The 26,620-nt window shown below is 52.7% G+C and carries 21 protein-coding genes and 3 rRNA genes; all 24 read right to left on the bottom strand.

Going from position 1 to position 26,620, the window contains the following annotated elements:
* Nucleotides 1-11: 11 nt before the first annotated feature.
* The gene (serS, locus tag NST43_RS31805; RefSeq protein ID WP_209994804.1) at nucleotides 12-1,301 is read right to left on the bottom strand and encodes a serine--tRNA ligase; all 1,290 of its coding nucleotides are present in this window, start codon (nucleotides 1,299-1,301) and stop codon (nucleotides 12-14) included.
* A 90-nt stretch (nucleotides 1,302-1,391) separates the two neighbouring features.
* Nucleotides 1,392-1,976 (bottom strand): pyridoxal 5'-phosphate synthase glutaminase subunit PdxT, encoded by a 585-nt coding sequence (gene pdxT / locus NST43_RS31800; protein ID WP_209994803.1) that lies wholly within the window; start codon nucleotides 1,974-1,976, stop codon nucleotides 1,392-1,394.
* Between the two features lie 18 nt (nucleotides 1,977-1,994).
* Nucleotides 1,995-2,876 (bottom strand): pyridoxal 5'-phosphate synthase lyase subunit PdxS, encoded by an 882-nt coding sequence (gene pdxS, locus NST43_RS31795; RefSeq protein ID WP_209994802.1) that lies wholly within the window; start codon nucleotides 2,874-2,876, stop codon nucleotides 1,995-1,997.
* 119 nt (nucleotides 2,877-2,995) lie between these two features.
* Nucleotides 2,996-4,393 carry a D-alanyl-D-alanine carboxypeptidase family protein gene (locus tag NST43_RS31790; protein ID WP_339221477.1) on the bottom strand — a complete coding sequence of 466 codons (1,398 nt, stop codon included), beginning with the start codon at nucleotides 4,391-4,393 and terminating at the stop codon, nucleotides 2,996-2,998.
* A 126-nt stretch (nucleotides 4,394-4,519) separates the two neighbouring features.
* On the bottom strand, nucleotides 4,520-5,977 hold the full coding sequence (gene guaB / locus NST43_RS31785; protein ID WP_209994818.1) for an IMP dehydrogenase: 1,458 nt from the start codon (nucleotides 5,975-5,977) through the stop codon (nucleotides 4,520-4,522).
* A 359-nt stretch (nucleotides 5,978-6,336) separates the two neighbouring features.
* Nucleotides 6,337-6,453: ribosomal RNA gene (gene rrf, locus NST43_RS31780) — 5S ribosomal RNA — on the bottom strand.
* Nucleotides 6,454-6,591: 138 nt separating this feature from the next.
* Nucleotides 6,592-9,524 (bottom strand): 23S ribosomal RNA (locus tag NST43_RS31775).
* A gap of 269 nt (nucleotides 9,525-9,793) precedes the next feature.
* Nucleotides 9,794-11,352: ribosomal RNA gene (locus NST43_RS31770) — 16S ribosomal RNA — on the bottom strand.
* Together the 16S, 23S and 5S rRNA genes form the textbook arrangement of a ribosomal RNA operon.
* Before the next feature lie 378 nt (nucleotides 11,353-11,730).
* The gene (gene lysS, locus NST43_RS31765; RefSeq protein ID WP_339221475.1) at nucleotides 11,731-13,245 is read right to left on the bottom strand and encodes a lysine--tRNA ligase; all 1,515 of its coding nucleotides are present in this window, start codon (nucleotides 13,243-13,245) and stop codon (nucleotides 11,731-11,733) included.
* 172 nt (nucleotides 13,246-13,417) lie between these two features.
* Nucleotides 13,418-13,897: a transcription elongation factor GreA gene (greA, locus tag NST43_RS31760; RefSeq protein WP_209994394.1), complete on the bottom strand. Its 480-nt coding sequence runs from the start codon at nucleotides 13,895-13,897 to the stop codon at nucleotides 13,418-13,420.
* A 224-nt stretch (nucleotides 13,898-14,121) separates the two neighbouring features.
* Nucleotides 14,122-15,138, bottom strand: a complete 1,017-nt coding sequence (gene dusB, locus NST43_RS31755) for a tRNA dihydrouridine synthase DusB (protein WP_339221474.1) — start codon at nucleotides 15,136-15,138, stop codon at nucleotides 14,122-14,124.
* A 45-nt stretch (nucleotides 15,139-15,183) separates the two neighbouring features.
* Nucleotides 15,184-15,393 (bottom strand): helix-turn-helix transcriptional regulator, encoded by a 210-nt coding sequence (locus tag NST43_RS31750; RefSeq protein WP_209994392.1) that lies wholly within the window; start codon nucleotides 15,391-15,393, stop codon nucleotides 15,184-15,186.
* On the bottom strand, nucleotides 15,345-15,896 hold the full coding sequence (gene folK, locus NST43_RS31745) for a 2-amino-4-hydroxy-6-hydroxymethyldihydropteridine diphosphokinase (protein WP_339221472.1): 552 nt from the start codon (nucleotides 15,894-15,896) through the stop codon (nucleotides 15,345-15,347). The genes NST43_RS31750 and folK overlap by 49 nt, the downstream gene beginning before the upstream one ends.
* 9 nt (nucleotides 15,897-15,905) lie before the next feature.
* A complete protein-coding gene (folB, locus tag NST43_RS31740; protein WP_209994390.1) occupies nucleotides 15,906-16,268 on the bottom strand; it encodes a dihydroneopterin aldolase in 363 nt (120 codons plus the stop codon).
* Between the two features lie 33 nt (nucleotides 16,269-16,301).
* Nucleotides 16,302-17,159, bottom strand: a complete 858-nt coding sequence (gene folP, locus NST43_RS31735; RefSeq protein ID WP_339225573.1) for a dihydropteroate synthase — start codon at nucleotides 17,157-17,159, stop codon at nucleotides 16,302-16,304.
* Nucleotides 17,156-18,034, bottom strand: a complete 879-nt coding sequence (locus tag NST43_RS31730; protein ID WP_339221470.1) for an aminotransferase class IV — start codon at nucleotides 18,032-18,034, stop codon at nucleotides 17,156-17,158. Before NST43_RS31730 ends, folP begins: the two co-directional genes overlap by 4 nt.
* Nucleotides 18,031-18,612: an aminodeoxychorismate/anthranilate synthase component II gene (gene pabA / locus NST43_RS31725; RefSeq protein ID WP_209994388.1), complete on the bottom strand. Its 582-nt coding sequence runs from the start codon at nucleotides 18,610-18,612 to the stop codon at nucleotides 18,031-18,033. The genes NST43_RS31730 and pabA overlap by 4 nt, the downstream gene beginning before the upstream one ends.
* Nucleotides 18,609-20,231: an anthranilate synthase component I family protein gene (locus NST43_RS31720; RefSeq protein ID WP_339221468.1), complete on the bottom strand. Its 1,623-nt coding sequence runs from the start codon at nucleotides 20,229-20,231 to the stop codon at nucleotides 18,609-18,611. Before NST43_RS31720 ends, pabA begins: the two co-directional genes overlap by 4 nt.
* 164 nt (nucleotides 20,232-20,395) lie before the next feature.
* On the bottom strand, nucleotides 20,396-21,334 hold the full coding sequence (gene cysK / locus NST43_RS31715) for a cysteine synthase A (protein WP_209879227.1): 939 nt from the start codon (nucleotides 21,332-21,334) through the stop codon (nucleotides 20,396-20,398).
* Nucleotides 21,335-21,481: 147 nt separating this feature from the next.
* Nucleotides 21,482-22,426, bottom strand: coding sequence for a peptidylprolyl isomerase (locus NST43_RS31710; RefSeq protein ID WP_339221465.1), 945 nt, complete (start codon nucleotides 22,424-22,426; stop codon nucleotides 21,482-21,484).
* Nucleotides 22,427-22,435: 9 nt separating this feature from the next.
* Entirely contained in the window at nucleotides 22,436-23,320 is an 885-nt protein-coding gene (hslO, locus tag NST43_RS31705; protein WP_209994384.1) for an Hsp33 family molecular chaperone HslO, read from the bottom strand.
* 51 nt (nucleotides 23,321-23,371) lie between these two features.
* On the bottom strand, nucleotides 23,372-24,139 hold the full coding sequence (locus NST43_RS31700; protein ID WP_209994383.1) for a type III pantothenate kinase: 768 nt from the start codon (nucleotides 24,137-24,139) through the stop codon (nucleotides 23,372-23,374).
* The gene (nadC, locus tag NST43_RS31695) at nucleotides 24,139-25,011 is read right to left on the bottom strand and encodes a carboxylating nicotinate-nucleotide diphosphorylase (RefSeq protein ID WP_339221463.1); all 873 of its coding nucleotides are present in this window, start codon (nucleotides 25,009-25,011) and stop codon (nucleotides 24,139-24,141) included. The genes NST43_RS31700 and nadC overlap by 1 nt, the downstream gene beginning before the upstream one ends.
* A complete protein-coding gene (gene nadB, locus NST43_RS31690) occupies nucleotides 25,001-26,617 on the bottom strand; it encodes an L-aspartate oxidase (RefSeq protein ID WP_209994381.1) in 1,617 nt (538 codons plus the stop codon). Before nadB ends, nadC begins: the two co-directional genes overlap by 11 nt.
* Nucleotides 26,618-26,620: the final 3 nt, after the last annotated feature.

Here is a 26,620-nt window from a genome sequence, read left to right as displayed (position 1 = left end):
TGCAACTATTATTATTGAGTTGTTTTTGCAGAAATGGACTTCACATTACGCATATACGGCTGCAGGCATTCCGGAATCAGCACACTTCCGTCCTCCTGCTGATAATTTTCCAGAATAGCTGCTACGGTACGTCCTACAGCCAGCGCAGAGCCATTCAGCGTATGCACGAATTCCGGCTTCGCCTTGGGTTCCTTGCGGTAACGGATATTGGCCCGGCGCGCCTGGAAGTCCTCGGTGTTGGAGCATGAGGAAATCTCGCGGTACATGCCGCTCTCAGGCAGCCATACCTCAAGGTCATACGTCTTGGCAGAGGTGAAGCCCATATCCGCCGTACAGAGCAGCAGGACGCGGTACGGCAGCCCTAGAAGCTGCAGGACGCGTTCAGCGTCGGCAGTCATCTTCTCCAGCTCCTCATAAGAGGTGTCCGGGCTGGCAAGCTTCACAAGCTCCACCTTGTTGAACTGATGCTGACGGATCAGCCCCCGGGTGTCGCGTCCCGCAGATCCGGCTTCTGAACGGAAGCAAGAGCTGTAGGCTACATGATACTTCGGCAGATCACCGGCCGTCAGAATCTCTTCGCGGTAATAGTTCGTAACAGGCACTTCCGCCGTAGGAATAAGATAATATTCTGTATCCCGCAGCTTGAACAGATCCTCTTCGAACTTCGGCAGCTGTCCGGTTCCATACAGGCTGTCCTTATTGACAATGTAAGGCGGTAGCATCTCTTCATAGTTATGCTCACCACTGTGCAGGTCCATCATGAAATTGATCAGGGCACGCTCCAGTCTAGCACCCAGTCCCTTATAGAAGGCGAACCGGGAACCTGTAACCTTCGCCGCTGCCTCAAAATCAATGATATCCAGCTGCTGCGCCAGCTCCCAGTGGGATTTCGGAGTGAATCCTAGCTCTCTTGGCTCCGACCAGCGGCGTACCTCGACATTGTCTTCCTCGGAGGTGCCCACAGGCACGGATTCATGCGGGATATTCGGGATGCTCATCGTCAGCTCGTCAATTTTGACCTCAAGCTCACGCACCTCATCATCCAATTCTTTGATCCGGTCAGATACCGTGCGCATTTCTGCGATCAGATCATCAGCCGGTTCGCCGTTCTTCTTTTTCTTGGCTACATCTCCGGATACGATGTTCCGGCGGTTCTTGAGCCCTTCCGTTTCCTGAAGCAGCTCACGGCGGCGCTGATCCAGCGCCGGGAAGCCGGCAATCAAATCCAGCGACTTTCCTCTTTTATTCAGTGCCTCTTCTACTCTTGCATAATCGCTGCGCAATACTTTAACATCTAACACAAAGTTTCCCTCCTGAAAACAGCCCAAACTCTTTCAAAATGCTGTTTTGTTTGCAGCTTTGAAAGAGTCAAGATGTCCTTATATGCAGTTCTATAGATTGGCTGCAATACTGTCCTTTACCATGTCGGCAAAATATTGATGCAGCCTGTAATCATCAGTCAATTCCGGGTGAAAAGAGCAGGCCAGCAAATTGCCCTGGCGAGCGGTTACAATCTCATCCTTATAGAGGGTAAGCACCTCGACATCAGGCCCCACCTCGTCAATAAGCGGAGCGCGGATAAATACCGCCCGCACCGGTTCAGCGATCCCCTTAACCTCCAGGTCACATTCAAAGCTTTCCCGCTGGCGGCCAAAGGCATTCCTGGCCACGGTAATATCCATCAGCTCCAGATGACCGGCTTCGTCTCCTGCAATTCGCTTCGCCAGCACAATCATACCGGCGCATGTGCCGAAAATAGGCTTGCCTTGACCCGCAAACTCACGAATCGCTTCAATAAAGCCATATTTGCGCATCAATTTGCCAATCGTCGTACTCTCGCCGCCGGGAATGATCAGACCCTCTACTCCGTCAAGCTCCTCAATACGCTTAATAGGCAGGCCCAGTGCGCCGGTCTTCTCAATACTGACAATATGCTCTGTAACGGCGCCTTGAAGCGCCAACACTCCAATTCTCATCCGGAAGCCTTCTCTCTATTAACGGCCGCGTTCCGACATGCGTTCAGCCGGGGTCAACGTGGCGATATCAATCCCCTTCATCGGAGCGCCCAGATTCTTGGACACTTCAGCGATCAGCTTGTAGTCGGTGAAGTGGGTTGTCGCTTCGACGATCGCGCGGGCGAATTTCTCAGGATTGTCCGATTTGAAAATCCCGGAGCCGACAAACACCCCGTCCGCACCCAGATGCATCATGAGCGCAGCATCAGCAGGCGTAGCTACACCACCGGCAGCGAAGTTAACGACAGGCAGCTTGCCCAGCTCGTGAACCTCCAGCAGCAGCTCATAAGGAACACCCAGCGTCTTGGCTTCATTATATAGCTCATCAAGCGAGAGGCCGGTCACCTTGCGAATCTGGCTGTTGATGTGGCGCATATGACGGACAGCTTCTACGATGTTGCCGGTTCCCGGCTCACCCTTGGTACGGATCATGGAGGCCCCTTCGCTAATCCGGCGCAGCGCTTCGCCAAGGTCTTTGGCTCCGCATACAAAAGGAACCGTGAATTCGCGTTTGTTGATATGGAACACTTCATCGGCAGGAGTTAGCACTTCACTCTCATCGAGATAGTCTACACCCAGAGATTCGAGAACCTTGGCTTCCACATAGTGACCGATCCGCGCTTTGGCCATTACAGGGATACTTACTACCTTGATAACCTCTTCTACAATAGTAGGATCAGCCATACGTGCTACACCACCCGCTGCGCGGATATCAGAAGGTACACGCTCCAGGGCCATTACGGCTACTGCGCCCGCTGCCTCGGCAATTTTCGCCTGCTCTGCATTCATGACGTCCATAATGACGCCGCCTTTTTGCATTTCTGCCATGCCTCTTTTGACTCGCGAAGTTCCTGTTTCCATGTCTACGCCTCCCGTTAGATCTAACCTAATCTAGCATGTAATTCTACCGTAAGGCCGTAATATATACAACCTATTTACTGGGATTTTGTCATGAAGCGGTGATCAGCATCTCTGTTCGGCTAGAACAGATTTTTAATTCCTTTGAACAGATCACCGAAAAAACTTCCGATCGCTCTCAGCAGCAGCTTGAACCAGCCCGCCTTCTCCGCTTCCTCGGCAGTAATCAGATTAACCGTCTTCTCTTGCGTCAGAGACATTCCTTCGATCTTATAGGAATACGTGACCTTACCTACCTTGCTGGCTCCAGCAATCGGTGCGACCAGTGTAGCCGGATCATTCGTGACCACGGTAGTTTTGATCTGCGGCGATACAGTACCCTTTGGAACCATGAACGTAACGCCAGCATCCGTAACTACGGATACCTCTTTATTCTTGCCCTTTAGCACAGGCACAGTTTCAGTTCCCTCAATCACTGCCTTAGGTGCGACTACCTGCTTAATCTCGAAGTTGTTGAACCCGAAATCAAGTACCTTCTTCGTTTCGGTGAAGCGGTGTGCTTCCGAGTTGGCCCCCATTACGACGCTGATCAAACGCATACCGTCCCGTACCGCCGTCCCTGTGAAGCAGTTGCCGGCGCTGGAGGTATGACCGGTCTTCAACCCGTCAAGACCCGGGTAAGCGTAGGCCTTGAAGTTAGGGATATTCTTGTTCGCTTCCAGCATCCAGTTATAATTAACCATCGGCTTCGAGTCACGTTCACGGAATTTATAAGACTGAATCGTTGTGAACTCTGTGAAATCCGGGTGGTCGGTTACAATGAACTTGGCGAGCAGAGCCGCATCCATGGCGGACATTACGGTTTCGCCTTCGGCTTCTGGGCGGAACTTCTTCGGCATATCTGCACGGTCAAGACCTGTGGAGTTGATGAAATGAGCAGTCTTCATTCCCATCTTCTTCGCGGTTTCGTTCATCATTGTGACGAATTCCTGCTCAGAACCTGCGACTAGCTCTGCCAAGGCTACCGTAGCATCATTGGCTGAACCAACAGCCATGGCTATGTAGAGTTCCTTTACCGTATGTTCATCATGCTCAGCCAGGAAGATCCGCGACCCGATCTGCTTCGACGCATTCTCCTGAATAACAACCTTCTGATCCCAGGAGATCTTTCCGTTCTTCACTGCATCGGACACAAGATATTCCGTCATCATCTTCGTCATACTTGCCGGAGGCAGTGGCTCGTCCGCATTCAAAGATAATAGGATTTCCCCCGTAGTCGGCTCTATCAATACTGCAGATTTCAACTTTAGTCCTAGTGAATCTACGGTTGGAATCTTGGCTACTTCCGTTTTGGCAGGAGTCTTCACTGGCGCTTTAGTCCCGGCCTCTGTGGTTACTGGTTTATTTACCGCCTCTGCCATCGCAGAAGCCGCAGGAAATGCTAACATATTTAAAAGCAGACCTACTGTCGCTGTCTTAATCACAATTTGCTTACTGCTTAGTTTTCGCTTGGACTTCAATGATTAACTCTCCTTTAATCCTCAAATCAGTGCTTGTTCTATTCTAACACAGGGGTATCTGCAAAAAAAGACAGGCAGGACTAATTTAGTCCTGCCTGTCAACAAAATATGGCGATTCTTCCCGGCTTATAGGGAATAGTTCGGAGCTTCCTTGGTGATCTGTACATCATGAGGATGACTCTCACGCAGGCCTGCTCCAGTGATCCGGATGAAGGAGGTATCATTGCGCAGCTCTTCTAATGTCTTCGTTCCGCAATAGCCCATACCGGAGCGCAGTCCGCCAATCAATTGGTGAACCGTGTCAGACAATGGCCCTTTAAAGGCTACACGGCCCTCAATGCCTTCCGGAACCAGCTTCTTATCATCATCCTGGAAATAACGGTCTTTACTTCCCTGCTTCATGGCGCTCATGCTGCCCATGCCGCGGTATACCTTGTATTTACGTCCCTGGTAGATTTCCGACTCCCCTGGGCTTTCTTCCGTCCCGGCGAACAGGCTTCCCATCATGACTGCAGCAGCGCCAGCTGCAATGGCCTTGGTAATCTCTCCGGAGTACTTAATTCCCCCGTCTGCAATTACGGGAATGCCGTATTCACGGGCTACTGTTGCACAATCGTAGATAGCGGTAACCTGCGGAACGCCAATCCCGGCAATCACGCGGGTAGTACAGATAGATCCAGGGCCGATACCCACCTTGATTACGGAGGCTCCTGCTTCAATCAATTCGCGGGTAGCTTCGCCTGTAGCCACATTACCAGCAACAATCGTTAGATCAGGATAAGTCTCGCGCAGCTTACGCACTGCATCGATAATATTGATATGATGACCATGTGCAGAATCCACAGTAATCAGGTCTACACCGGATTTTACCAATGCTTCTGTCCGTTCAAATGTGTCCTTGGAGATCCCGATTGCCGCTCCAACCAGCAGACGTCCATGGGAATCCTTGGCACCGTTAGGGAACTGGATAGCTTTCTCAATATCTTTAATAGTAATGAGACCTTTGAGTATATTATGCTCGTCTACCAGTGGCAGCTTCTCAATCTTGTGGCGCTGCAGAATGCCCTTCGCCTCCTGAAGAGTGGTTCCTACAGCAGCTGTAACGAGATTCTCATGAGTCATCACTTCTTTGATCTGAATATTAAAATCATGGATGAAACGCAGGTCGCGGTTCGTCAGAATACCGACAAGCTTGCCCGCTTCATCTACGATCGGCACACCGGAAATACGGTATTTGCCCATCAGAACTTCAGCATCGGATACCCAGTGGTCTGGCGTAAGTGAGAATGGATTGGTAATAACCCCGCTCTCGGAGCGCTTCACACGGTCCACCTCTTCTGCCTGCTGCTCCACGGACATATTCTTATGAATAATGCCGATCCCGCCCTCACGGGCAATAGCAATCGCCATAGCAGCTTCTGTGACTGTGTCCATACCTGCACTCATCAAAGGGATATTCAGCTTCACATTCTTGCTGAGTACAGTGGTTAGATCCACTTCCTTAGGTAATACCTCGGATTTACGCGGAACCAGCAGCACATCATCGAAAGTGAATCCCTCTTTACCAAACTTATCTTCCCACACCTGGGTCATTCCTCCTCTAAATTCTTTTTTCTCTACCCACCCGCCAACTTATGAATAAAGAAACTCCTGCGTCAAGTCCATACCCCATAGACAGCGGTAGAGACCTGGGAGTTATACATAATCGTGTCTTCTGTTAAGGTTTGAGAGGCTTGTCCAAAAATATATTAGAGCTATCTTAGCAAAGGGCATTTGGCCTGTCAAGAATATTACACCGCCCTGTGAAGGGATTAGGCAATCCGCCCTCCGGTAAGCGAATTCTTGGACTAAAGTCCGTCTACAGTGGACAATAGAGAGAATTTCGGCGACATCCCAGAATATACAAAAAGACCACTGTCGAGGAATCAACAGTGGTCTTAAGTGCTTGGCAACGTCCTACTCTCCCAGGACCCTTCGGTCCAAGTACCATCGGCGCTGGAGGGCTTAACGGTCGTGTTCGGGATGGGTACGTGTGGAACCCCTCCGCTATCGCCACCAAACATGATTTTTGCGCTGCGTTGACATCCGTGAGATCACTCCCGCAAAATATCAATCCTCAGAAAGGACATGCAGCTTAAAATCTTTCAGGAATTTGATTCCTGAAAACTGAATCCGAAATGAATCTGCGTGTTAGAAATTTGGATAAGCCCTCGACCGATTAGTATTGGTCAGCTCCATGCATTGCTGCACTTCCACCTCCAACCTATCTACCTCGTCGTCTTCAAGGGGTCTTACTGACTTGGGAAATCTCATCTTGAGGGGGGCTTCACGCTTAGATGCTTTCAGCGCTTATCCCGTCCGTACGTAGCTACTCAGCCATGCTCCTGGCGGAACAACTGATGCACCAGCGGTACGTCCATCCCGGTCCTCTCGTACTAAGGACAGCTCCTCTCAAATTTCCTGCGCCCACGACAGATAGGGACCGAACTGTCTCACGACGTTCTGAACCCAGCTCGCGTACCGCTTTAATGGGCGAACAGCCCAACCCTTGGGACCTACTTCAGCCCCAGGATGCGATGAGCCGACATCGAGGTGCCAAACCTCCCCGTCGATGTGGACTCTTGGGGGAGATAAGCCTGTTATCCCCAGGGTAGCTTTTATCCGTTGAGCGATGGCCCTTCCATGCGGTACCACCGGATCACTAAGTCCGACTTTCGTCCCTGCTCGACTTGTAGGTCTCGCAGTCAAGCTCCCTTATGCCTTTGCACTCTGCGAATGATTTCCAACCATTCTGAGGGAACCTTTGAACGCCTCCGTTACTCTTTAGGAGGCGACCGCCCCAGTCAAACTGCCCGCCTGACACGGTCCCCGTACCCGATTAGGGCACTAGGTTAGAACCTAGATACGATCAGGGTGGTATCCCAACGGCGCCTCCGCAGAAGCTTGCGCTCCTGCCTCACCGGCTCCCACCTATCCTGTACAGATCGTACCCAAATTCAATATCAAGCTGCAGTAAAGCTCCATGGGGTCTTTCCGTCTTGTCGCGGGTAACCTGCATCTTCACAGGTATTAAAATTTCACCGGATCTCTCGTTGAGACAGCGCCCAAGTCGTTACGCCATTCGTGCGGGTCAGAATTTACCTGACAAGGAATTTCGCTACCTTAGGACCGTTATAGTTACGGCCGCCGTTTACTGGGGCTTCGGTTCACAGCTTCGGGTGTAACCCCTAACCACTCCCCTTAACCTTCCAGCACCGGGCAGGCGTCAGCCCGTATACTTCGCCTTACGGCTTCGCACAGACCTGTGTTTTTGCTAAACAGTCGCTTGGGCCTTTTCACTGCGGCCCCCTCGGGCTATTCACCCTACCGAGGCACCTCTTCTCCCGAAGTTACGAGGTCATTTTGCCGAGTTCCTTAACGAGAGTTCTTCCGCGCGCCTTAGAATTCTCTTCTCGCCTACCTGTGTCGGTTTGCGGTACGGGCACCTTCTCCTGGCTAGAGGCTTTTCTTGGCAGTGTGAGATCATGACCTTCGCTACTGTAATTTTCGCTCCCCATCACAGCCTGGCCTTAGTAGTGTGCGGATTTGCCTACACACCAGCCTCACTGCTTAGACGGACATATCCATCAGTCCGCGTCACTACCCTCCTGCGTCACCCCATCGCTCATAGCGGATTACGGTGGTACAGTAATTTCAAACTGTTGTCCTTCGACTACGCCTTTCGGCCTCGCCTTAGGTCCCGACTTACCCTGAGCGGACGAGCCTTCCTCAGGAAACCTTGGGCTTTCGGCGGATCAGATTCTCACTGATCTTTTCGTTACTCATACCGGCATTCTCACTTGTATGCTGTCCAGCGCTCCTTACGGTACACCTTCAACCTACATACAACGCTCCCCTACCCCAGATGCAAAGCATCTAGCCATAGCTTCGGTGGTGTGTTTAGCCCCGTTACATTTTCGGCGCAGAGTCACTCGACCAGTGAGCTATTACGCACTCTTTCAATGGTGGCTGCTTCTAAGCCAACATCCTGGTTGTCTGTGCAACTCCACATCCTTTCCCACTTAACACACACTTGGGGACCTTAGCTGATGGTCTGGGCTGTTTCCCTTTTGACAATGGATCTTAGCACTCACTGTCTGACTCCCGGCAAGAAGTACATGGCATTCGGAGTTTGACTGAGCTTGGTAACCCTTGCGGGCCCCGCACCCAATCAGTGCTCTACCTCCACGACTCCATTCACCGAGGCTAGCCCTAAAGCTATTTCGGGGAGAACCAGCTATCTCCGAGTTCGATTGGAATTTCTCCGCTACCCCCACCTCATCCCCGCATTTTTCAACATGCGTGGGTTCGGGCCTCCAGTGCGTGTTACCGCACCTTCACCCTGGACAGGGGTAGATCACACGGTTTCGGGTCTACGTCCACATACTTAAGTCGCCCTATTCAGACTCGCTTTCGCTGCGGCTCCGGCTTCTCACCTTAACCTTGCATGTTAAACGTAACTCGCCGGTTCATTCTACAAAAGGCACGCCATCACCCATAGAAAGGGCTCTGACTTTTTGTAAGCACACGGTTTCAGGTTCTATTTCACTCCCCTTCCGGGGTGCTTTTCACCTTTCCCTCACGGTACTGTTTCACTATCGGTCGCCAGGTAGTATTTAGCCTTAGCAGATGGTCCTGCTGGATTCATACGGGGTTTCACGTGCCCCGCACTACTCGGGATCCGTCTCGGAGAGAACACAGTTTAGGCTACAGGGCTTTTACCTCTATCGCGGGCCTTTCCAGACCTCTTCGCCTACCATCTTCCTTTGTAACTCCATGTGAGACGTCCCACAACCCCAAGAGGCAAGCCCCTTGGTTTAGGCTGTTCCGCGTTCGCTCGCCGCTACTGACGGAATCACTATTGTTTTCTCTTCCTCAGGGTACTTAGATGTTTCAGTTCCCCTGGTCTGCCTCTGCATTTCCTATGTATTCAGAAATGAGTAACTGCGAATTACCACAGCTGGGTTTCCCCATTCGGACACCCCCGGATCAAAGCTTGCTTACAGCTCCCCGAGGCAGTTTCGTTGTTCGCCACGTCCTTCGTCGGCTCCTGGCGCCTAGGCATCCTCCGTGTGCTCTTAGTAGCTTAACCAATGCTCCGGCGTTTCGCTTGTTTGCACAATCGAAAACCTTCGCTTAGCATCACTAAAATATTGAAACTTGTTTACACAAGTTCAGCTTAAAGGAATGTTCTAAAACGCAAATTCATTTCGGTATCCAGTTTTCAAGGATCAAAGTTAAAGATGAGAGCTTAAACTCTCAAAACTGACCAACGAGTGAGTATTCGAACCCAAGGGTTCTATTGTGGAAGCTTTAGCTTCCGATTTGAATGTTTCCGTTGCAGGAAACGATTCTCCATAGAAAGGAGGTGATCCAGCCGCACCTTCCGATACGGCTACCTTGTTACGACTTCACCCCAATCATCTACCCCACCTTCGGCGGCTGGCTCCCTTGCGGGTTACCCCACCGACTTCGGGTGTTGTAAACTCTCGTGGTGTGACGGGCGGTGTGTACAAGACCCGGGAACGTATTCACCGCGGCATGCTGATCCGCGATTACTAGCAATTCCGACTTCATGCAGGCGAGTTGCAGCCTGCAATCCGAACTGAGACCGGCTTTGCTGGGATTGGCTCCACCTCGCGGCTTCGCTTCCCGTTGTACCGGCCATTGTAGTACGTGTGTAGCCCAGGTCATAAGGGGCATGATGATTTGACGTCATCCCCACCTTCCTCCGGTTTGTCACCGGCAGTCACTCTAGAGTGCCCAGCTCAACCTGCTGGCAACTAAAGTCAAGGGTTGCGCTCGTTGCGGGACTTAACCCAACATCTCACGACACGAGCTGACGACAACCATGCACCACCTGTCTCAACTTTCCCCGAAGGGCACCTGATGCATCTCTGCTTCGTTAGTTGGATGTCAAGACCTGGTAAGGTTCTTCGCGTTGCTTCGAATTAAACCACATACTCCACTGCTTGTGCGGGTCCCCGTCAATTCCTTTGAGTTTCAGTCTTGCGACCGTACTCCCCAGGCGGAGTGCTTACTGTGTTAACTTCGGCACCAAGGGTATCGAAACCCCTAACACCTAGCACTCATCGTTTACGGCGTGGACTACCAGGGTATCTAATCCTGTTTGCTCCCCACGCTTTCGCGCCTCAGCGTCAGTTACAGCCCAGAAAGTCGCCTTCGCCACTGGTGTTCCTCCACATATCTACGCATTTCACCGCTACACGTGGAATTCCACTTTCCTCTTCTGTACTCAAGTCACCCAGTTTCCAGTGCGACCTCAGGTTGAGCCCAAGGTTTAAACACCAGACTTAAATGACCGCCTGCGCGCGCTTTACGCCCAATAATTCCGGACAACGCTTGCCCCCTACGTATTACCGCGGCTGCTGGCACGTAGTTAGCCGGGGCTTTCTTCTCAGGTACCGTCACTCCGGCAGCAGTTACTCTACCGGACGTTCTTCCCTGGCAACAGAGCTTTACGATCCGAAAACCTTCATCACTCACGCGGCATTGCTCCGTCAGGCTTGCGCCCATTGCGGAAGATTCCCTACTGCTGCCTCCCGTAGGAGTCTGGGCCGTGTCTCAGTCCCAGTGTGGCCGTTCACCCTCTCAGGTCGGCTACGCATCGTCGCCTTGGTGAGCCGTTACCCCACCAACTAGCTAATGCGCCGCAGGCCCATCCCCAAGCAGCAGATTGCTCCGCCTTTCATTCTCTCTTCAGGAGAGGAAAGAAATTATCCGGTATTAGCTACCGTTTCCGGTAGTTATCCCAGTCTTGAGGGCAGGTTGCCTACGTGTTACTCACCCGTCCGCCGCTAAGTTAATCAGGAGCAAGCTCCATCATAACTCCGCTCGACTTGCATGTATTAGGCATGCCGCCAGCGTTCGTCCTGAGCCAGGATCAAACTCTCCAAATTGGTATTTAGAAAGAGCGATTGCTCATTTTGAAACATCTGACGAGAATTTTCATTCTCATTTTGGATCTCACCGAAGTGATCTCCAGATACTCACTCGTTGTTCAGTTTTCAAAGATCAAGCTCGTTGTCAGCGACGTTTACTTCGTCACCAGCAACTCTTATAATATATCACATCCAGCCAATCAATGCAAGCTCTTTTTTTCAACTTCTTTTCAAGCAAACCGTTGATGTTTCGCGGCCAGAAATAGAATATATCATGGATAGAGATTGATTGCAAGCATTATTTTGAAACCATTATATCTGAGTATTCAACCCCTATGCCAAGAGAACCGCCTGAGCAGCTCCCTTGGTTATTAGGGTCTGATATCAGAGAAATGCTCAGTCTTTATTACGCATATGAGGGAACAGCAGCACATCACGGATAGACGCTGAATTGGTCAGCAGCATAATCAGACGGTCTACTCCGATTCCAAGGCCCCCTGTTGGCGGCATACCGTACTCCAGGGCACGGATGAAATCATCATCCATCTCATGGGCTTCATCATTGCCTTGCTCTTTCTCGTGAATCTGTGCTTCGAAGCGCTGACGCTGGTCGATCGGGTCATTCAACTCGCTGAACGCATTGGCATGCTCGCGGGCCACAATGAACAGCTCGAACCGGTCGGTGAAGCGCGGATCCTCTTCATTCTTTTTGGCAAGCGGAGAGATCTCTACAGGATGTCCCATTACGAATGTCGGCTGAATCAGCGTCTCTTCCACAAACTGCTCGAAGAACGCATTCAGGATATGTCCAAAGGTCATATGCTTCTCCACCGGTACCCGGTGTTCCTTTGCCAGTGCCTGTGCTTCTTCGTTCGTCATCTGAACACCAAAGTCTACTCCGGTTACTTCCTTAACGGCATCCACCATAGTAACACGGCGCCAGCCTGGAGACAGATCTACTTCCTGCCCTTGATAATTAATCACCTGGGAGCCCAGTACCTCACTGGCAATATGAGCGATCATGCTCTCTGTCAGATGCATAATATCTTTGTAATCCGCATACGCTTCATACAGCTCGATCATTGTGAATTCCGGATTATGGCGTGTCGAGATGCCTTCATTACGGTATACACGGCCGATCTCATAGACCTTCTCCAGACCGCCGACGATTAGGCGCTTCAGATGCAATTCGATGGCAATACGCATATACAGCTGCATGTCCAGGGTGTTGTGATGGGTGATAAACGGACGGGCCGCTGCTCCGCCTGCGATGGCATGCAGGGTTGGAGTCTCCACCTCTAAATAGCCCAGCGAGTCCAGATAACGGCGCATCGACTGGATAATCCGTGAACGCATAATGAAGGTCTGCTGCACCTCAGGGTTGATAATCAGGTCCACATAACGCTGACGGTAGCGGAGTTCTACATCCTTCAGGCCATGATACTTCTCGGGAAGCGGAAGCAGGGACTTGGAAAGCACCTCGAGGTTATCCACTTTAATGGAGGTTTCGCCGGTCTTTGTCTTGAACAGGGTGCCCCGGATACCAACGATATCGCCAAGATCAAGGATCGTGAATGCTGCATACTGCGACTCAGGGATGCTGTCCTGGCGCACATAGATCTGGATTTTGCCGCTAAGGTCCTGAATATGAGAAAAGCTTGCCTTACCCATGACCCGTTTCGCCATAATGCGCCCGGCCACACTGACCTCCAGCGCCAGCTCGTCCAGCTCTTCCTTGGTCTGCCCGTCGTATTTGGCCAGAAGATCGCCCGCCGCAGCGGTACGCTCATATTTCTTGCCAAACGGATCGATCCCGAGTGCACGGAGCTCGTCCAGCTTGCCCCGGCGGATCTGCAGCAATTCACTTAATTCCTTCTCTGTAGTTTCCACGTTGTTGACTTCTTCCTTCATGTTTCTTCATCCTCTCTTACTCACGGTATACAAAAGAAGAAACGGCTCCGCCCTAAACCCGAGGACAGTCCGTTCCGGTACAAAATATAAGCTGTATGTGTTCACCCATATTTTACGGCTGGTATTCATATCTTTTGAAAAAAGCTTCCCTAAGGAAGCTTTCGGAACCATTTTACTTCATTTTGATATCAAGAATTTTATATTGAATGACGCCTGCCGGGACACTAACATCCACAATCGTACCAATCTTCTTGCCGATGATCGCTCTGCCTACAGGGCTCTCATTGGAGATTTTATTATTGAGCGGATCGGATTCTGCAGTACCCACGATAGTGTACTCCATGACGTCGCCATACTCCATATCTTCAACGTTCACAGTAACTCCGATACTTACCACATCTGTCACGATCTCATCACTATTAATGATACGCGCATTGCGGAGCATCTTCTCCAAAGTAAGAACCCGTCCCTCTATGAAGGCCTGTTCATTCTTCGCGTCTTCATATTCCGAGTTTTCACTGATATCTCCGTAGCCGATGGCCACTTTGATACGTTCCGCTACCTCGCGGCGTTTCACGGATTTGAGGAACTCCAGTTCTTCTTCCAGACGCTTAAGTCCGTCCGGTGTAAGGATGACTTCTTTATCGCTCATCTCAACCGATTCTCCTGTCGTATACATTTATTGAAAACACCATACTATATGCGAATCCGGAGGGATCAGAACCCTCCTTCACCATTGCTCCTGCTGTAACGGCGATTTTATACTGTGAAATTATATTGGAACCGCTACAAAATGTCAATGACGCCCCGTATAATGTTTAGCGATACTCAATAAAGCACACAGGAAAGGGGCTTAGTCCCAGGAATTCGTGAGGCTCATACGGCGAAAAGCGCACCATCTGCGCTCTCCTGCTCCTCGTCCTGCTTAAGCTGACCGACAAAATCATTCAAAATCCGCACCATCTCGTCACGTTTCGTTTGTTCCATAATAACGTCCTTCACGCGGGCCGCCGCCTTAAAACCCTTCAAATACCAGGCCAGATGCTTGCGCATCTCGCGGACAGCCACCGCTTCACCCTTAAGAGCAATCAGGCGGTCCATATGAAGAATAGCTACCTTAATCTTCTCTTCGGCGCCAGGCTCCGGCATGAGCACACCGGTGTCCAAATAATGAATCGTCCGGTACAGCATCCACGGATTGCCCAGCGCACCCCGCCCGATCATTACACCGTCGCAGCCGGTCTGGTCCAGCATCGCCCGCGCATCCTCCGGTGTATTCACATCGCCATTGCCGATCACCGGAATGGATACTGCCTCCTTAGCCATACGGATATAATTCCAGTCTGCGCGCCCGGTGTAGAGCTGCTCGCGGGTCCGCCCGTGTACGCTGACCGCCGCTCCGCCGGCCCGTTCCACCGCACGCGCATTCTCTTCAACGAAGATATGCTCGCTGTCCCAGCCAATCCGCATCTTCACGGTGACCGGTTTGTCCACGGCATCCACTACAGCGGATACCATCTCGTAGATTTTGTCCGGATTCAGCAGCCAGCGCGCTCCGGCATCACATTTGGTTACCTTTGGCACCGGGCAGCCCATATTAATGTCGATGATATCGGCATTCGTTTCTTTATCGACAATTCTCGCCGCATCCACCAGTGACACCCGGTCCCCGCCAAAAATCTGCAGACTTAGCGGTTTCTCACGCTCATCGACAAACAGCATCTCACGCGTACGCTGATTGCCATGCACAATTGCTTTGCCGCTGACCATCTCTGCACAGACCAGGCCGGTGCCGAATTCCTTGGCAATCAGACGAAACGCCGGGTTACATACGCCAGCCATAGGCGCCAGCACGACCTGATTTTTTAATTCAATATCACCGATCTTCAGCATGGCCCAATCACTTCCCTACCTTAATTTGTAACGTTCAGCCCTGTCTTATAGTGCCGGATGGGCCAATTCCTCTACTGTAACTTCCAGAAAATCCGCAATTTTATTTAAAATTTGATCTTCCAAACGTCTGTTGCCCCGCTCTACTGCGCCAAGCACAGCAAGTGATATTCCGACAGAATCCGCCAGTTCCTGCTGCGTGTAGCCCTTCAGCTTCCGGAACGCTCTGACCCGTCTTCCCATACGTTTGTTGTCCACAAGCGAATTCCTGCCTTTCCATCTATGTCTTGCAGCGCTGTTGTGATTAATCTGCGGAATCCGGAAGACTCTTCGTTCTGCGATAAGATATCGCTTAGCGGCAGAAGGACAAACGCCCGCTCCAGCATCCTCGGATGAGGCAGCGTCAAATCCGGCGTATCCAGGGTCAACCCCTCTACCCACAACAAATCCAAATCTACCGTTCTCGGTCCATACTGTACATCCCGGACCCGGCCTAACTGGTTCTCCGTGTCCAGCATCACATGAAGCAGATCCTCCGGTGCCAGTGTGGTGCGCAGAACAGCCGCCATGTTAAGAAACTGAGGCTGATCCAGATATCCGACGGGCTCCGTCTCGTATACCCGGGAGGTGCGTACCACTTCAATCTCTTCGTGATGCTCCAGCCGTCGCAGGGCTTCTCTCAAGGTACCTTGACGGTCACCCAGGTTAGCCCCTAAAGCAATATAAGCCTCTGATGCCTCAGAGGTGGAATGTATGTTCATCAGTCTGTCTCACTTTCTCGTCCGGCGCAGTTCTACAGTGACTCCCTGGAAATGAATATCAAAAGGAGGATGCGGCTTGGTCACCTGGACCGTTACTGCATTGATAACAGTATAAGTGTCCAGTAACCCGGATGCAATATGTTCAGCCAAAGCTTCTATCAGCTTGAAGGACTGGGTTTCGACTATTTTTCGGACTACAACATGAACTTCAGCATAATTCACGGTCTGCTCCAGATCATCACTGAGCCCCGCTCCCTGCAAATCAAGCTCCAGCTCGAGGTCGATATAATAACGCTGGCCAAGCTTCCGTTCCTCTTCAAACACTCCGTGGTAACCGTAGTACTCCATGCGGTGCAGCTTCATTTTATCCATATAAGGTACCTGCCTTCTCTTGAAGAATATAATCTATACGCAGAGCACAGGTGATCCTGCATATAACATGGCGTCACACATCTCTACGGTACGTTTCATCGCCGCGATATCATGAACCCGCACAAGCTGACAGCCCTGGGCAATCCCGAAGGCTATAGTAGCTGCGGTCCCCTCCAGGACATCATCTGCGGGCAGCCCGAGAGCGGTGCGGATGAATTTTTTGCGCGAAGTGGCCAGCAGCACCGGATATCCCAGCTTCGTCAGTGCGCTTAGTCCCGTCATGACCTGAAGATTCTCTGTATAGTCCTTGGCAAACCCGATTCCCGGGTCCAAAATAATATTCTCCCGCTTCACTCCAGCTGCCAGCGCCAGGTTAATGCTCGCGCTCAGGTCATCCGTCATATCGCTGATCAAATCGTTATAATCTCGGTCATGGCGGTTATGCATCAGAATGATTGGACAGTCTGCCTGCGCAGCAACCGCCGCCATCTGCGGATCTGCCTTGGCTCCCCATACATCGTTGATGATATGTGCACCAGCCTGAATCGCCTGGCGGGCAACTTCCGCCTTGTAGGTATCTATCGAGAGGGGGAGATGCGGGGCGGCACGATGGATGCGCTCAATGACAGGAAGTACACGGGCCAATTCCTCCTCAGCACTCACCGGCTGGTGACCCGGACGCGTAGATTCTCCGCCTATATCGATAATATCGGCCCCCTCTGCCGCCATTTGCAGCGCATGCTCTACGGCTCTATCCCGCTCCGTCCACAGGCCCCCATCCGAAAAGGAGTCCGGCGTCACATTGAGTATCCCCATAATCAGCGTGCGCTTGCCCAATTTCAGCTCGCTGCTTCCGCAGCGGTAAGTCCGCTCATAGATGATCGGCTTCATATCAGCATTTCCGTCCTTTCTCTGTACAGCCTCATAAGTGCAGCCGTCTGCTCTCCGCAGCGCCCGCTGCCTATGGTTACCGGCCGCTCTCCATTCCATAAGGTGCTCACCGGTACGATCTCCTGCACGGAATTGGTAAGGAAAATTTCATCCGCGGCCTCAAGCTGCTCCCAGCGGTAAAAGCCCTGTTCAGGCTGAAGGCTGGCCGCTGCCAGCTCAAGCACCATTTCCCGGGTAATTCCCGGAAGAATGCCGGTGGCGACATCGGGAGTATAGAGCCGCTTATTGGAGATGAAAAAAATATTGCTCACAATTCCTTCGGCAAGCTCGCCTTGAGCGGTCAGCATCAGCCCCTCAGCCCCTCGCTCTGCGGAGGGATATCCAGTCAATTCACGTTTTGCCAGAATGTTGTTCATATAGTGCAGCGATTTGAGCCTTACCGGACCCTCCGGGGTATTGCGTCTGTGGTTCAGGAGCTGAAGTTCTTTGCCTTCCGTATAAAGGCCGGTTGGTGTAACCGGCAGGGCTTTGATATAGAGCAGATGATTAGGCTGCTTATAGGCTGCGGATGGCAGACCCAGAATATCCTCACCGGCGGTAACTGTGTAGCGGATATATGCCTCACTAAGCTCATTCTTGTCCATTACAAGCCGAATCCATTCCCGCAGCCCTTGTACATCCGGCTCAAAGGGAATGCCCAGCTGGCGACAGCCTTCTGCCATTCTGCTCAGATGACGCTCCAGCAGGAAGGGCTGCCCCCCATAGGTGCGGAAGGTCTCGAACAGGCCCATGCCGTACAAAAAGCCGTGATCCAGAGCGGAGACCACGGCGTCTTTGGCGTCGACTGCTTTGTTGTTAAGTCCTATATAATTCATGCCGGTTCTCCGGCTCTCCGTTTCAGGAAATTGCGCAGCATCGTATGCCCGTGATCTGTAATGATCGACTCGGGATGGAACTGTACGCCTTCAATCGGGTATTCTTTATGCCGCAAGGCCATGATCTCGCCTTCAGCTGTCTCAGCGGTAATCTCCAGGCAATCCGGCAAACTCTCGCGTTCCACGATCAGTGAATGATAGCGTGTTGCTGTGAAAGGAGACTCCAGCCCTTCAAATACGGAGGTGCCGTTATGGTGGATCGGCGAGGTTTTGCCATGCATAAGACGTTCTGCACGGATGACATTACCGCCAAAAGCCTGTCCGATCGCCTGGTGTCCGAGACATACGCCGAATATGGGGATGATGCCTTTGAAATGCTGAAGCAGTGCAAGGCTAATCCCCGCCTCATTCGGTGTGCAGGGTCCCGGAGAGATCAGGATATGATCCGGGGCTAATGCTTCTATCTCCTCAATGCTGATCTCATCGTTGCGCGCTACCTTAACCTCTTCCCCCAGCTCACCCAGATACTGCACCAGGTTATACGTAAAGGAATCATAATTATCGATGACCAAGATCATATTGCGCTTCCTCCTTCGGCGCCGAGGGTAGCCCGCTCTTCCTGCTCGCGTTCACTGCAGAGAATGGCTTTTACTACCGCTTTGGCTTTGTTGTGGCATTCCCGGTACTCACGGTAAGGGTCCGAATCGATCACAATCCCCGCACCTGTCTGAATGTAGCCGATTCCGTCCTTCACCGCGAGCGTGCGTATGATTATATTTAATTCCATATTGCCGTTATAGTCAATCCAGCCCATAGATCCCGTATATGGCCCCCGGCGGACCGGCTCCAGCTCTTCGATGATCTCCATGGTGCGCACCTTGGGCGCGCCCGTGATGGTGCCGCCGGGGAACAGGGCGGCAATAACGTCGTAGGCATCCTTACCAGGTGCCACGATCCCCTCCACCTGCGAGACGAGATGCATGACATGCGAGTATCGCTCCACGGTCAGCAGCTCCGGCACGCTGACCGTTCCGTAGGCAGCGACACGGCCGATGTCGCTGCGCTCCAGATCGACAAGCATAATATGCTCGGCGATCTCCTTCTCGCTCCCGCGCAGCTCCGCCTCCATGGCGGCGTCCTCCGCGGGAGTGTGGCCCCGCCGCCGGGTGCCGGCAATGGGGCGGGCGCTGACCTTGTCCCCGTGCAGCTTGACGAGCAGCTCCGGCGATGCGCTGGAGAGCGCGAAGCCGGGCGTGCGGAGCAGCCCCATGTATGGGGACGGGTTGAGTCTACGGAGCCATTCGTAGACGTCCTCGGGTGTGGATTTGAGCTGCGCCTGCTGGCGCAGCGAGAGGTTCACCTGGAATACATCCCCGGCACGGATGTATTCCTGGACCTTCAGCACAGCCTGCTGGAAGCATACGGCTGAGAAATCTGAGCTCATGCCGGGCCACTCCCCGGTGATCTCGTCCTCAGCCTCCACCCTGCGGGTAAGCCCGGCGTACCTAGCAGTGGCGGCTTCTTCCGGCTCTGTCGGGTCATAGAGAAGGCTCCACTGCTCCAGCATGCGCTCCGCACGGTGCACAGCAGCCTCATACAGGCTCCTTATCCCGTCCAGGTTGCCGGATACAGTATCCGGCACAGGGATATGCACTGCACAGTAGAGCAGCTCCTCCTGCTCGTCGTAGATCCACACTTCTTCCAGTCTCATGAACAGATAATCCGGAAATACAGGATTGTTCTTGGCAAGTGACGGCAGCTTCTCCAGAGAACGGGCTACATCATAGCCCAGAAATCCGATACAGCCTCCGGTGAACGGCGGCAGACCGTCAAGCCGCAGACGGGGAGACGTATATTCCCTCATCCATGCCTGGAGCACTTGCAGCGGCTGACCTTCAAGTATTGCGGATTCTGTATGCTTCGGAGCCTTGGACCCGGGAGTATAGCTCTCCGCAACAGCTCCTCGGCCTTCGATGATCGAGACAGGGCTCAGGCCCAGATAGGTGTAGCGCCCGCCCTTGCCGCTCTCCAGGACAACCGAATAGGGGGAAGCCTGTTCCCAGGCCTGCTTCCAGCTGCGGGGCAAGCCTTGGTTGTCCTGCCGTTTCCTCAGGATCAGGGGAAGGACGCTCCAGGCCTCATCTGCCTCTGCCCACTGCTCCCAGTCCTGCCAAGCCGTTAAGATCTCCACAACCATTCTCCCGTCTCATCGATAGTTTATTGCCTGTCAGTATACTGTACATAGGGTTACTTTGAAAAGCCCGCAATTCTTATAAATGCTTATTATCCGAAAAAAGAGCCTGCGGTATCCCTGTGAAAGCGGATAGGGCAGGCTCTTCGTAAGAGCTGAATTCTCAGCAATTATACTTCAAAGTTATAGAGCGGAGTGCTCAGGTAACGTTCGCCGTTGCTTGGGATGATGACAACAATTTTCTTGCCTGCGCCAAGTTCCTTCGCTACCTTCAGTGCAGCAAATACAGCCGCACCGGAGGAAATACCGGACAGCACGCCTTCTTCCTTGGCTACGCGGCGGGCAGTTTCGAACGCTTCATCATTCTCAACATGAATAATCTCATCATAGATATCCTGGTTCAGAATTTCTGGCACAAAGTTAGCGCCGATACCCTGAATCTTGTGCGGGCCCGGTTTGCCTCCAGCCAGAATCGGTGAAGCCGCAGGTTCTACCGCATAGATCTTCACGCCCGGATATTGACTCTTCAGCACTTCACCCGCACCGCTGATCGTTCCGCCTGTGCCGACACCGGCAATGAATGCATCCAGCGGGCCGCCGACAGATTCAATCGCTTCAACGATCTCCGGTCCAGTGGTCTCGCGGTGGATCTTCACGTTAGCCTTGTTCTTGAACTGCTCGGCAAGGAAATAATCCGGATTCTCGCTTAGAATCTGCTCAGCCTTCTTAACCGCTCCATTCATTCCTTCCGATCCCGGAGTCAATACCAGCTCAGCACCGTAAGCGCGCAGCAGGTTGCGGCGTTCAAGGCTCATCGTTTCCGGCATTACAATAATTGCCTTATAGCCTTTGGCTGCTGCAACCAGCGCCAGGCCGATCCCTGTATTACCGCTGGTCGCTTCTACAATCGTGCCACCTGGCTTCAACAGGCCCTCTTTCTCAGCCTCTTCTACAATGCTGATGGCGATCCGGTCTTTCACACTGGAGCCTGGATTCTGGTATTCCAGCTTCAGGAAAATCTCTGCCGAGCCTTCCGGAACAATCCGGTTCAGGCGGACGAGCGGTGTGCCACCGATCAAATCTGTTACACTGTTGACGACTTTAGCCATGAGTAAAAACCTCCTTGGAATGATAAATGAGAGCCTATATTACCGTAGCACCCGGTTCGCAATGCCTGGGTAACTAACAGTTGTAATTTTTATCGCGCTTCAATATTTCCGACTAAATCAGTAGGTTTTATATTTAAGTTCATATTATCAATCTTGCAGGCTGTTGTCAATATATATTGCTGTATCATATTTGGCCCTTAATTCACGCTCTACCTGCTGCAAGGGCGCTGCCTGCTCCAGTCTCAGCTGCTGGCCGATCATCCGGCGCAGCTCCTCCTGATCCGGCTTCCCGGGATCAATCAGCTTCTCCAGACGGATCACCGCATAACTCCCATTGATCTGCAGCGGCCCTGCGATATCCCCGTTCTCAAGCCCTGCTGCCGTCTCAAGCAGCTCCTCGGGCCAGAACGGGTCCTTCTCCTCGACCATTCCGATACTGCCGCCATGCTGGCGGCTCTCCTCGTCGATCGAGACCTCCCGGGCCAGCTCTGCAAAATCCTCCCCCTGCTCCAGACGGTCCATCACTGTACCGGCCTCGTTATAGGTGGAGGTCTGGATGATTGAGAGCTGCATCTGCTTCCTGGGCGCGAATCTCTCACCATTTTGCTCCAGATAATCATCAATTTCCGCTTCACTGACCGTAATCCCGGCCGTAGCTATTGCCTGGAGCGTCAGCCGGTATGCCGTCTCCTCACGCAGCTCCTGACGGGAAAGTCCAAGCTCAGACTGCATCTGCTGATAATACTGCTCCTCTGAGCTGTAACCGGAGATTCCCCGCTTCAGCTCCTGCTCAATCTCTTCATCCGTGACCGTAATCCCCAGCGCTGCGGCTTCCTTGTCCACCACGATGTGATTCAGCATGCTCAGCAGCACTTCTTCCCCGTGCTTCTTCTGAAGCGCTTCTATCCATTCCTGTTCCGTGACCGGCTGTCCTCCGGCAGCAGCGACATCCGAGGCTTCCCCTTCAGCCGTCTCTGTCTTCAGCAGTGCCATGGCACGCAGGCTCCAGAATAATAGCCCCCCCAGCACCAGGGTTGCAACGGCGAGTAATATAACGGCATTGCGCAGCGCGCGCTCCTGTCTTGTCACCATCTCATAACCCTAAGACTTCGCTTGATCGAGGATTACCTGCAGTTCATCCTTGTTAAATACATAGCGCTCGTTACAATAATGGCAGACGACTTCTGCCGTATCATCTTCTTCGATTAACCGTTCCAGCTCGTGCTCACCCAGACTGACCAGTGTCTGTTCAATCCGCTCCCGTGAGCACTGACATACAAACCGGATCTCCAGCTCATCAAGAATCACAGCATCCGGCAGCAGCAGCCGCAGCATCTCTTCAGGCTCAAGCCCCTGATCCAGCACGGATGTTACCGAAGGCATGGCTCCAACCGCCTGTTCAACCTCAGTAATCTGCTCATCGGTCAGGCCGGGCAGCAGTTGGATAATAAAGCCTCCGGCTACTCTGACCGAATTATCGGTCTCCACCAGCACTCCCAGTCCCACAGCAGCAGGAGTCTGTTCCGAGAGGGCAAAATAATAAGTGAAATCCTCGCCCAGCTCTCCTGAAACGATAGGCACACTGCCGCGGTACGGCTCCTTCATCCCCAGATCCTTGCTGACATCAATGAAGCCTTCCGTGCCTACCGCCCCGGCGACATCCAACTTACCCATGCTGTTGCTGGGCAGATGAACATGCGGATTGTGCACATAGCCGCGCACTTCTCCCAAGGCATTGGATTCCGCCGTAATCTGCCCGATCGGGCCATTTCCTTTGACCATAATCGCCAGCTTCTCTTGTCCCTTGAGCATGGCCCCCATTATAGCTGCGGCGGTAACCGTACGGCCAAGCGCTGCTGTAGCCGTCGGATACGTATCATGTCTGCGCCGCAATTCATCGACAAGCTCTGTGGTACGGACAGCGAATGCTCGGACTCTTCCGTTCATAGCTGTCCCCCGGACCAGCCGGTCCTTCTTATTATCCATTGGGTGCATACTCCTCCTATCTATCTGTTCTGTATGGGGTCATCCTTATGATTATTTGTTACGGTTGTAAATAATGCGTAACCCTTCAAGCGTCAGCATCGGATTAACCTCGTCGATACATTCTGTCTCACTGGCGATCAGTGAAGCCAACCCCCCGGTAGCAATGACCTTAAGAACGGGAGCATTCATCTCCAGCTTGATGCGTCTGACGATACCCTCTACCTGACCAGCATAGCCAAAAATGATCCCTGCCTGCATCGCATGTACGGTATTGCGCCCGATTACCTTCTTAGGCTTCTCTAGCTCGATCCGGGGCAGCTTGGATGCCCGAAGATAGAGGGCCTCCGTGGAAATGCCCAGACCCGGCACAATAGCACCGCCCAGATAGTTGGCCCCGGCATCAATGCAGTCGAAGGTGGTTGCCGTCCCGAAATCAACCACGACAAGCGGGCATTTATACTGCTCAATCGCCGCAACCGCGTTCACAATGCGGTCCGCCCCCACTTCACGCGGGTTCTCATAACGCAGATTAAGCCCGGTTTTGATACCGGGTCCTACAAGCAGCGGCTCCTTGCCGATAAATTTGACACACATTTCCACGATGACCTGAACGAGCGGCGGAACCACCGAGGAGATAATGACCCCCTCAACATCCCTGAACGACAGATTCGACATGCTGAACAGATTGTGAATCATCACGCCATATTCATCGACGGTGGATTGGCGTGCAGTGCTCAGCCGGAAATGATGCAGCAGCTCGCTGCCCCGGTAGACGCCCAGCACGATGTTCGTATTGCCGATATCGACGACAAGTATCATCAGAGGGTACCCTCCTTCTTGCCGTTCAGATCCAGGCTGATATCGAGACTCGCGAAGGAATACGTCAGCCGTCCTACCGAAATGACATCCACACCCGACTCGGCAATGCCCCGGACCGTCTCCAGAGATACATTGCCTGAAGCCTCGATGGTGACATGCTTCGCTTTGGTTCTGATTCTGCTCACGGCTTCAGTCATCAGCTCAGGGGACATGTTATCCAGCATAATTATGTCCGCTCCGGCCGCAAGCGCTTCCTCAACCTGCTCCAGACTCTCCGTCTCCACTTCAATGGTCATAGTGTGGGGAATATTGGCACGGGCACGCCCTACTGCCTGACGGATGCCGCCCGCTCCCTTGATGTGATTGTCCTTAATCATTACTGCGTCATACAGGCCGTACCGGTGGTTGGCTCCCCCGCCTATGCGGACCGCATATTTCTCCAGCATCCGGTGGCCTGGCGTGGTCTTGCGGGTATCCACCAGGCGGGTCTGCAGCCCTTGAAGCTTCTCCACAAAAGAGGCTGTACGCGAGGCCACACCGGATAACCGCTGCATTAAATTAAGGGCAAGCCGTTCACCGGTCAGGATGGCATGGGTGCTGCCTTCTACCTCAGCAATCACCGTCCCCTTGGAAACGGCCTGTCCTTCCTGGACCAGCGCCGTGAATACGAGCGCAGGATCAACGACTTCGAACACCAGCTCAGCCACGGGGATTCCGCAAATAATCCCGTCCTCCTTGGCATGAATGATTCCCTTAGATTCATGCCCTGCGGGTATCGTTGTCCGGGTAGTAATATCCCCTGAGCCGACATCTTCCTGCAGCCAGCCCTTAATAGTCTTAAGCAGGTCTTCATTATATCCGTTAAACATCATCACTTAATTCCTCCACTATTCCAAGTTCCCGGATCTGGAGCAGATGCTTCTGCCACTGTGCGTCACTGCGCAGCGGATAATCCTCACGATAATGCGCACCGCGGCTCTCCTCCCGTGCCAGGGCTGATTCGGTAACCAGCAGACAGCATGTAAGCATATTGGCGAACTCGTATTCTTCCCGTGTTGTCAGTTCAGCATTAAAAACCGGCAGCTGGCGCTTTAACTCATCCAGTCCTTTATTCAGCATTTCCCGGTTCCGCCGCAGTCCGGCATACCGCACCATAACCTTTTGCAGCTTCAGCCTCCGCTCTACAACAGCTTGTGTTGGAGCTTCCAGCCTTGCCTGATGATAGGCTAGCGTTACGTTATCCCGGTCAAGCGGCGGCAGCTCGCGGATTCGTTCAATAATCCGGCGGCCGAACACAATCGCTTCCGACAAGGAGTTGCTGGCCAGCCGGTTGGCTCCCTGCACCCCAGTAGAGGATACCTCACCGCAGGCAAACAGGCGGGACACCGTACTTTCTCCGCTCAGATCGGTCTTCACGCCCCCCATCATATAATGCGCAGCAGGAGCTACCGGAATCCAGTCACTTGTGATATCCAGCCCATAGCTCATGCAGGTGGCATAAATGGTCGGGAAGCGGTGTTTAACCATATCCGCCGGTTCATGCGTAATATCCAGATAGACGAAGGTAGACTTGGTTAATTCCATCTCGCTTACAATGGCACGGGCGACAATATCCCGCGGGGCCAGCTCCTGCAGCTCATGATAACGTTCCATGAACCGCTCACCGTTGATATTGCGCAGCACGGCCCCTTCTCCCCGCACAGCCTCCGAGATCAGGAAACGCGGAGCACCAGGATAGCTTAGTGCTGTCGGATGAAACTGAATGAACTCCATATCCCGGATATGGGCACCGGCACGGTAGGCAATAGCTACCCCATCTCCGGTGGCCACCTCAGGATTGGTTGTGTAACGGTAGAGCTGTCCTGCTCCGCCGGAGCACAGGATTGTTGAATCCGCCTGCAGGAATAACCGCCCGCCGTCAGGCCGCTGTACAAGCGCTCCCAGACACTCTCCGCCCTCAGTAATCAGGTCAATCACATAATGGTCATCCCAGGTCTCAATATTCTCATGCCGGGCAGCCTGTTCAGCGAGTGCGCGGACAATCTCATATCCTGTAGCATCCCCATTTGCATGTAAAATACGGCGGTGGCTATGTGCCCCCTCCTGGGTTAAAGCCAGTACACCATTCTCCTTATCGAAAATAGTGCCAAGCCGGATCAGCTCACGGACGCCTTCGGGTCCTTCATTGACCAGCACATCCACAGCTGCAGAAGAGTTCAGTCCTGCACCGGCCATCAAGGTATCCTGACGGTGATACGCCGGCGAATCGTCCTCGGAAATGACGGCCGCAATTCCGCCCTGGGCATACCGTGTATTGCTCTCCATTACGGTCTTCTTCGTAATCATAATAACCTTCCGGTCTTCGCTGGCCTTGATCGCTGTGAATAACCCGGCAATGCCTGAACCAATGACAAGGCAGTCTGTCTTAACTACAGGAAGTCCCTGAAGATCAAAATCAACCAAATATTGTGGAATCATGAC

Source organism: Paenibacillus sp. FSL H8-0332 (assembly GCF_037963835.1).
Classification (GTDB): Bacteria; Bacillota; Bacilli; order Paenibacillales; family Paenibacillaceae; genus Paenibacillus_AQ; species Paenibacillus_AQ rhizoplanae.
Note: the sequence above shows the minus strand (reverse complement) of the source record. Positions and strands in the feature narration are given on the sequence as shown.

What these genes read in the sequence shown, in the direction of transcription:
- greA (WP_209994394.1), bottom strand. Translation starts at nt 13,897, where the DNA reads ATGAGCGATAAAGAAGTCATCCTTACACCGGACGGACTTAAGCGTCTG.
- dusB (WP_339221474.1), bottom strand. Translation starts at nt 15,138, where the DNA reads ATGCTGAAGATCGGTGATATTGAATTAAAAAATCAGGTCGTGCTGGCG.
- folP (WP_339225573.1), bottom strand. Translation starts at nt 17,159, where the DNA reads ATGAAGCCGATCATCTATGAGCGGACTTACCGCTGCGGAAGCAGCGAG.
- pdxS (WP_209994802.1), bottom strand. Translation starts at nt 2,876, where the DNA reads ATGGAAACAGGAACTTCGCGAGTCAAAAGAGGCATGGCAGAAATGCAA.
- nadC (WP_339221463.1), bottom strand. Translation starts at nt 25,011, where the DNA reads ATGATGTTTAACGGATATAATGAAGACCTGCTTAAGACTATTAAGGGC.
- pdxT (WP_209994803.1), bottom strand. Translation starts at nt 1,976, where the DNA reads ATGAGAATTGGAGTGTTGGCGCTTCAAGGCGCCGTTACAGAGCATATT.
- cysK (WP_209879227.1), bottom strand. Translation starts at nt 21,334, where the DNA reads ATGGCTAAAGTCGTCAACAGTGTAACAGATTTGATCGGTGGCACACCG.
- NST43_RS31700 (WP_209994383.1), bottom strand. Translation starts at nt 24,139, where the DNA reads ATGATACTTGTCGTCGATATCGGCAATACGAACATCGTGCTGGGCGTC.
- NST43_RS31720 (WP_339221468.1), bottom strand. Translation starts at nt 20,231, where the DNA reads ATGGTTGTGGAGATCTTAACGGCTTGGCAGGACTGGGAGCAGTGGGCA.
- pabA (WP_209994388.1), bottom strand. Translation starts at nt 18,612, where the DNA reads ATGATCTTGGTCATCGATAATTATGATTCCTTTACGTATAACCTGGTG.
- lysS (WP_339221475.1), bottom strand. Translation starts at nt 13,245, where the DNA reads ATGAAGGAAGAAGTCAACAACGTGGAAACTACAGAGAAGGAATTAAGT.
- nadB (WP_209994381.1), bottom strand. Translation starts at nt 26,617, where the DNA reads ATGATTCCACAATATTTGGTTGATTTTGATCTTCAGGGACTTCCTGTA.
- folB (WP_209994390.1), bottom strand. Translation starts at nt 16,268, where the DNA reads ATGGATAAAATGAAGCTGCACCGCATGGAGTACTACGGTTACCACGGA.
- folK (WP_339221472.1), bottom strand. Translation starts at nt 15,896, where the DNA reads ATGAACATACATTCCACCTCTGAGGCATCAGAGGCTTATATTGCTTTA.
- NST43_RS31710 (WP_339221465.1), bottom strand. Translation starts at nt 22,426, where the DNA reads ATGGTGACAAGACAGGAGCGCGCGCTGCGCAATGCCGTTATATTACTC.
- hslO (WP_209994384.1), bottom strand. Translation starts at nt 23,320, where the DNA reads ATGGATAATAAGAAGGACCGGCTGGTCCGGGGGACAGCTATGAACGGA.
- NST43_RS31730 (WP_339221470.1), bottom strand. Translation starts at nt 18,034, where the DNA reads ATGAATTATATAGGACTTAACAACAAAGCAGTCGACGCCAAAGACGCC.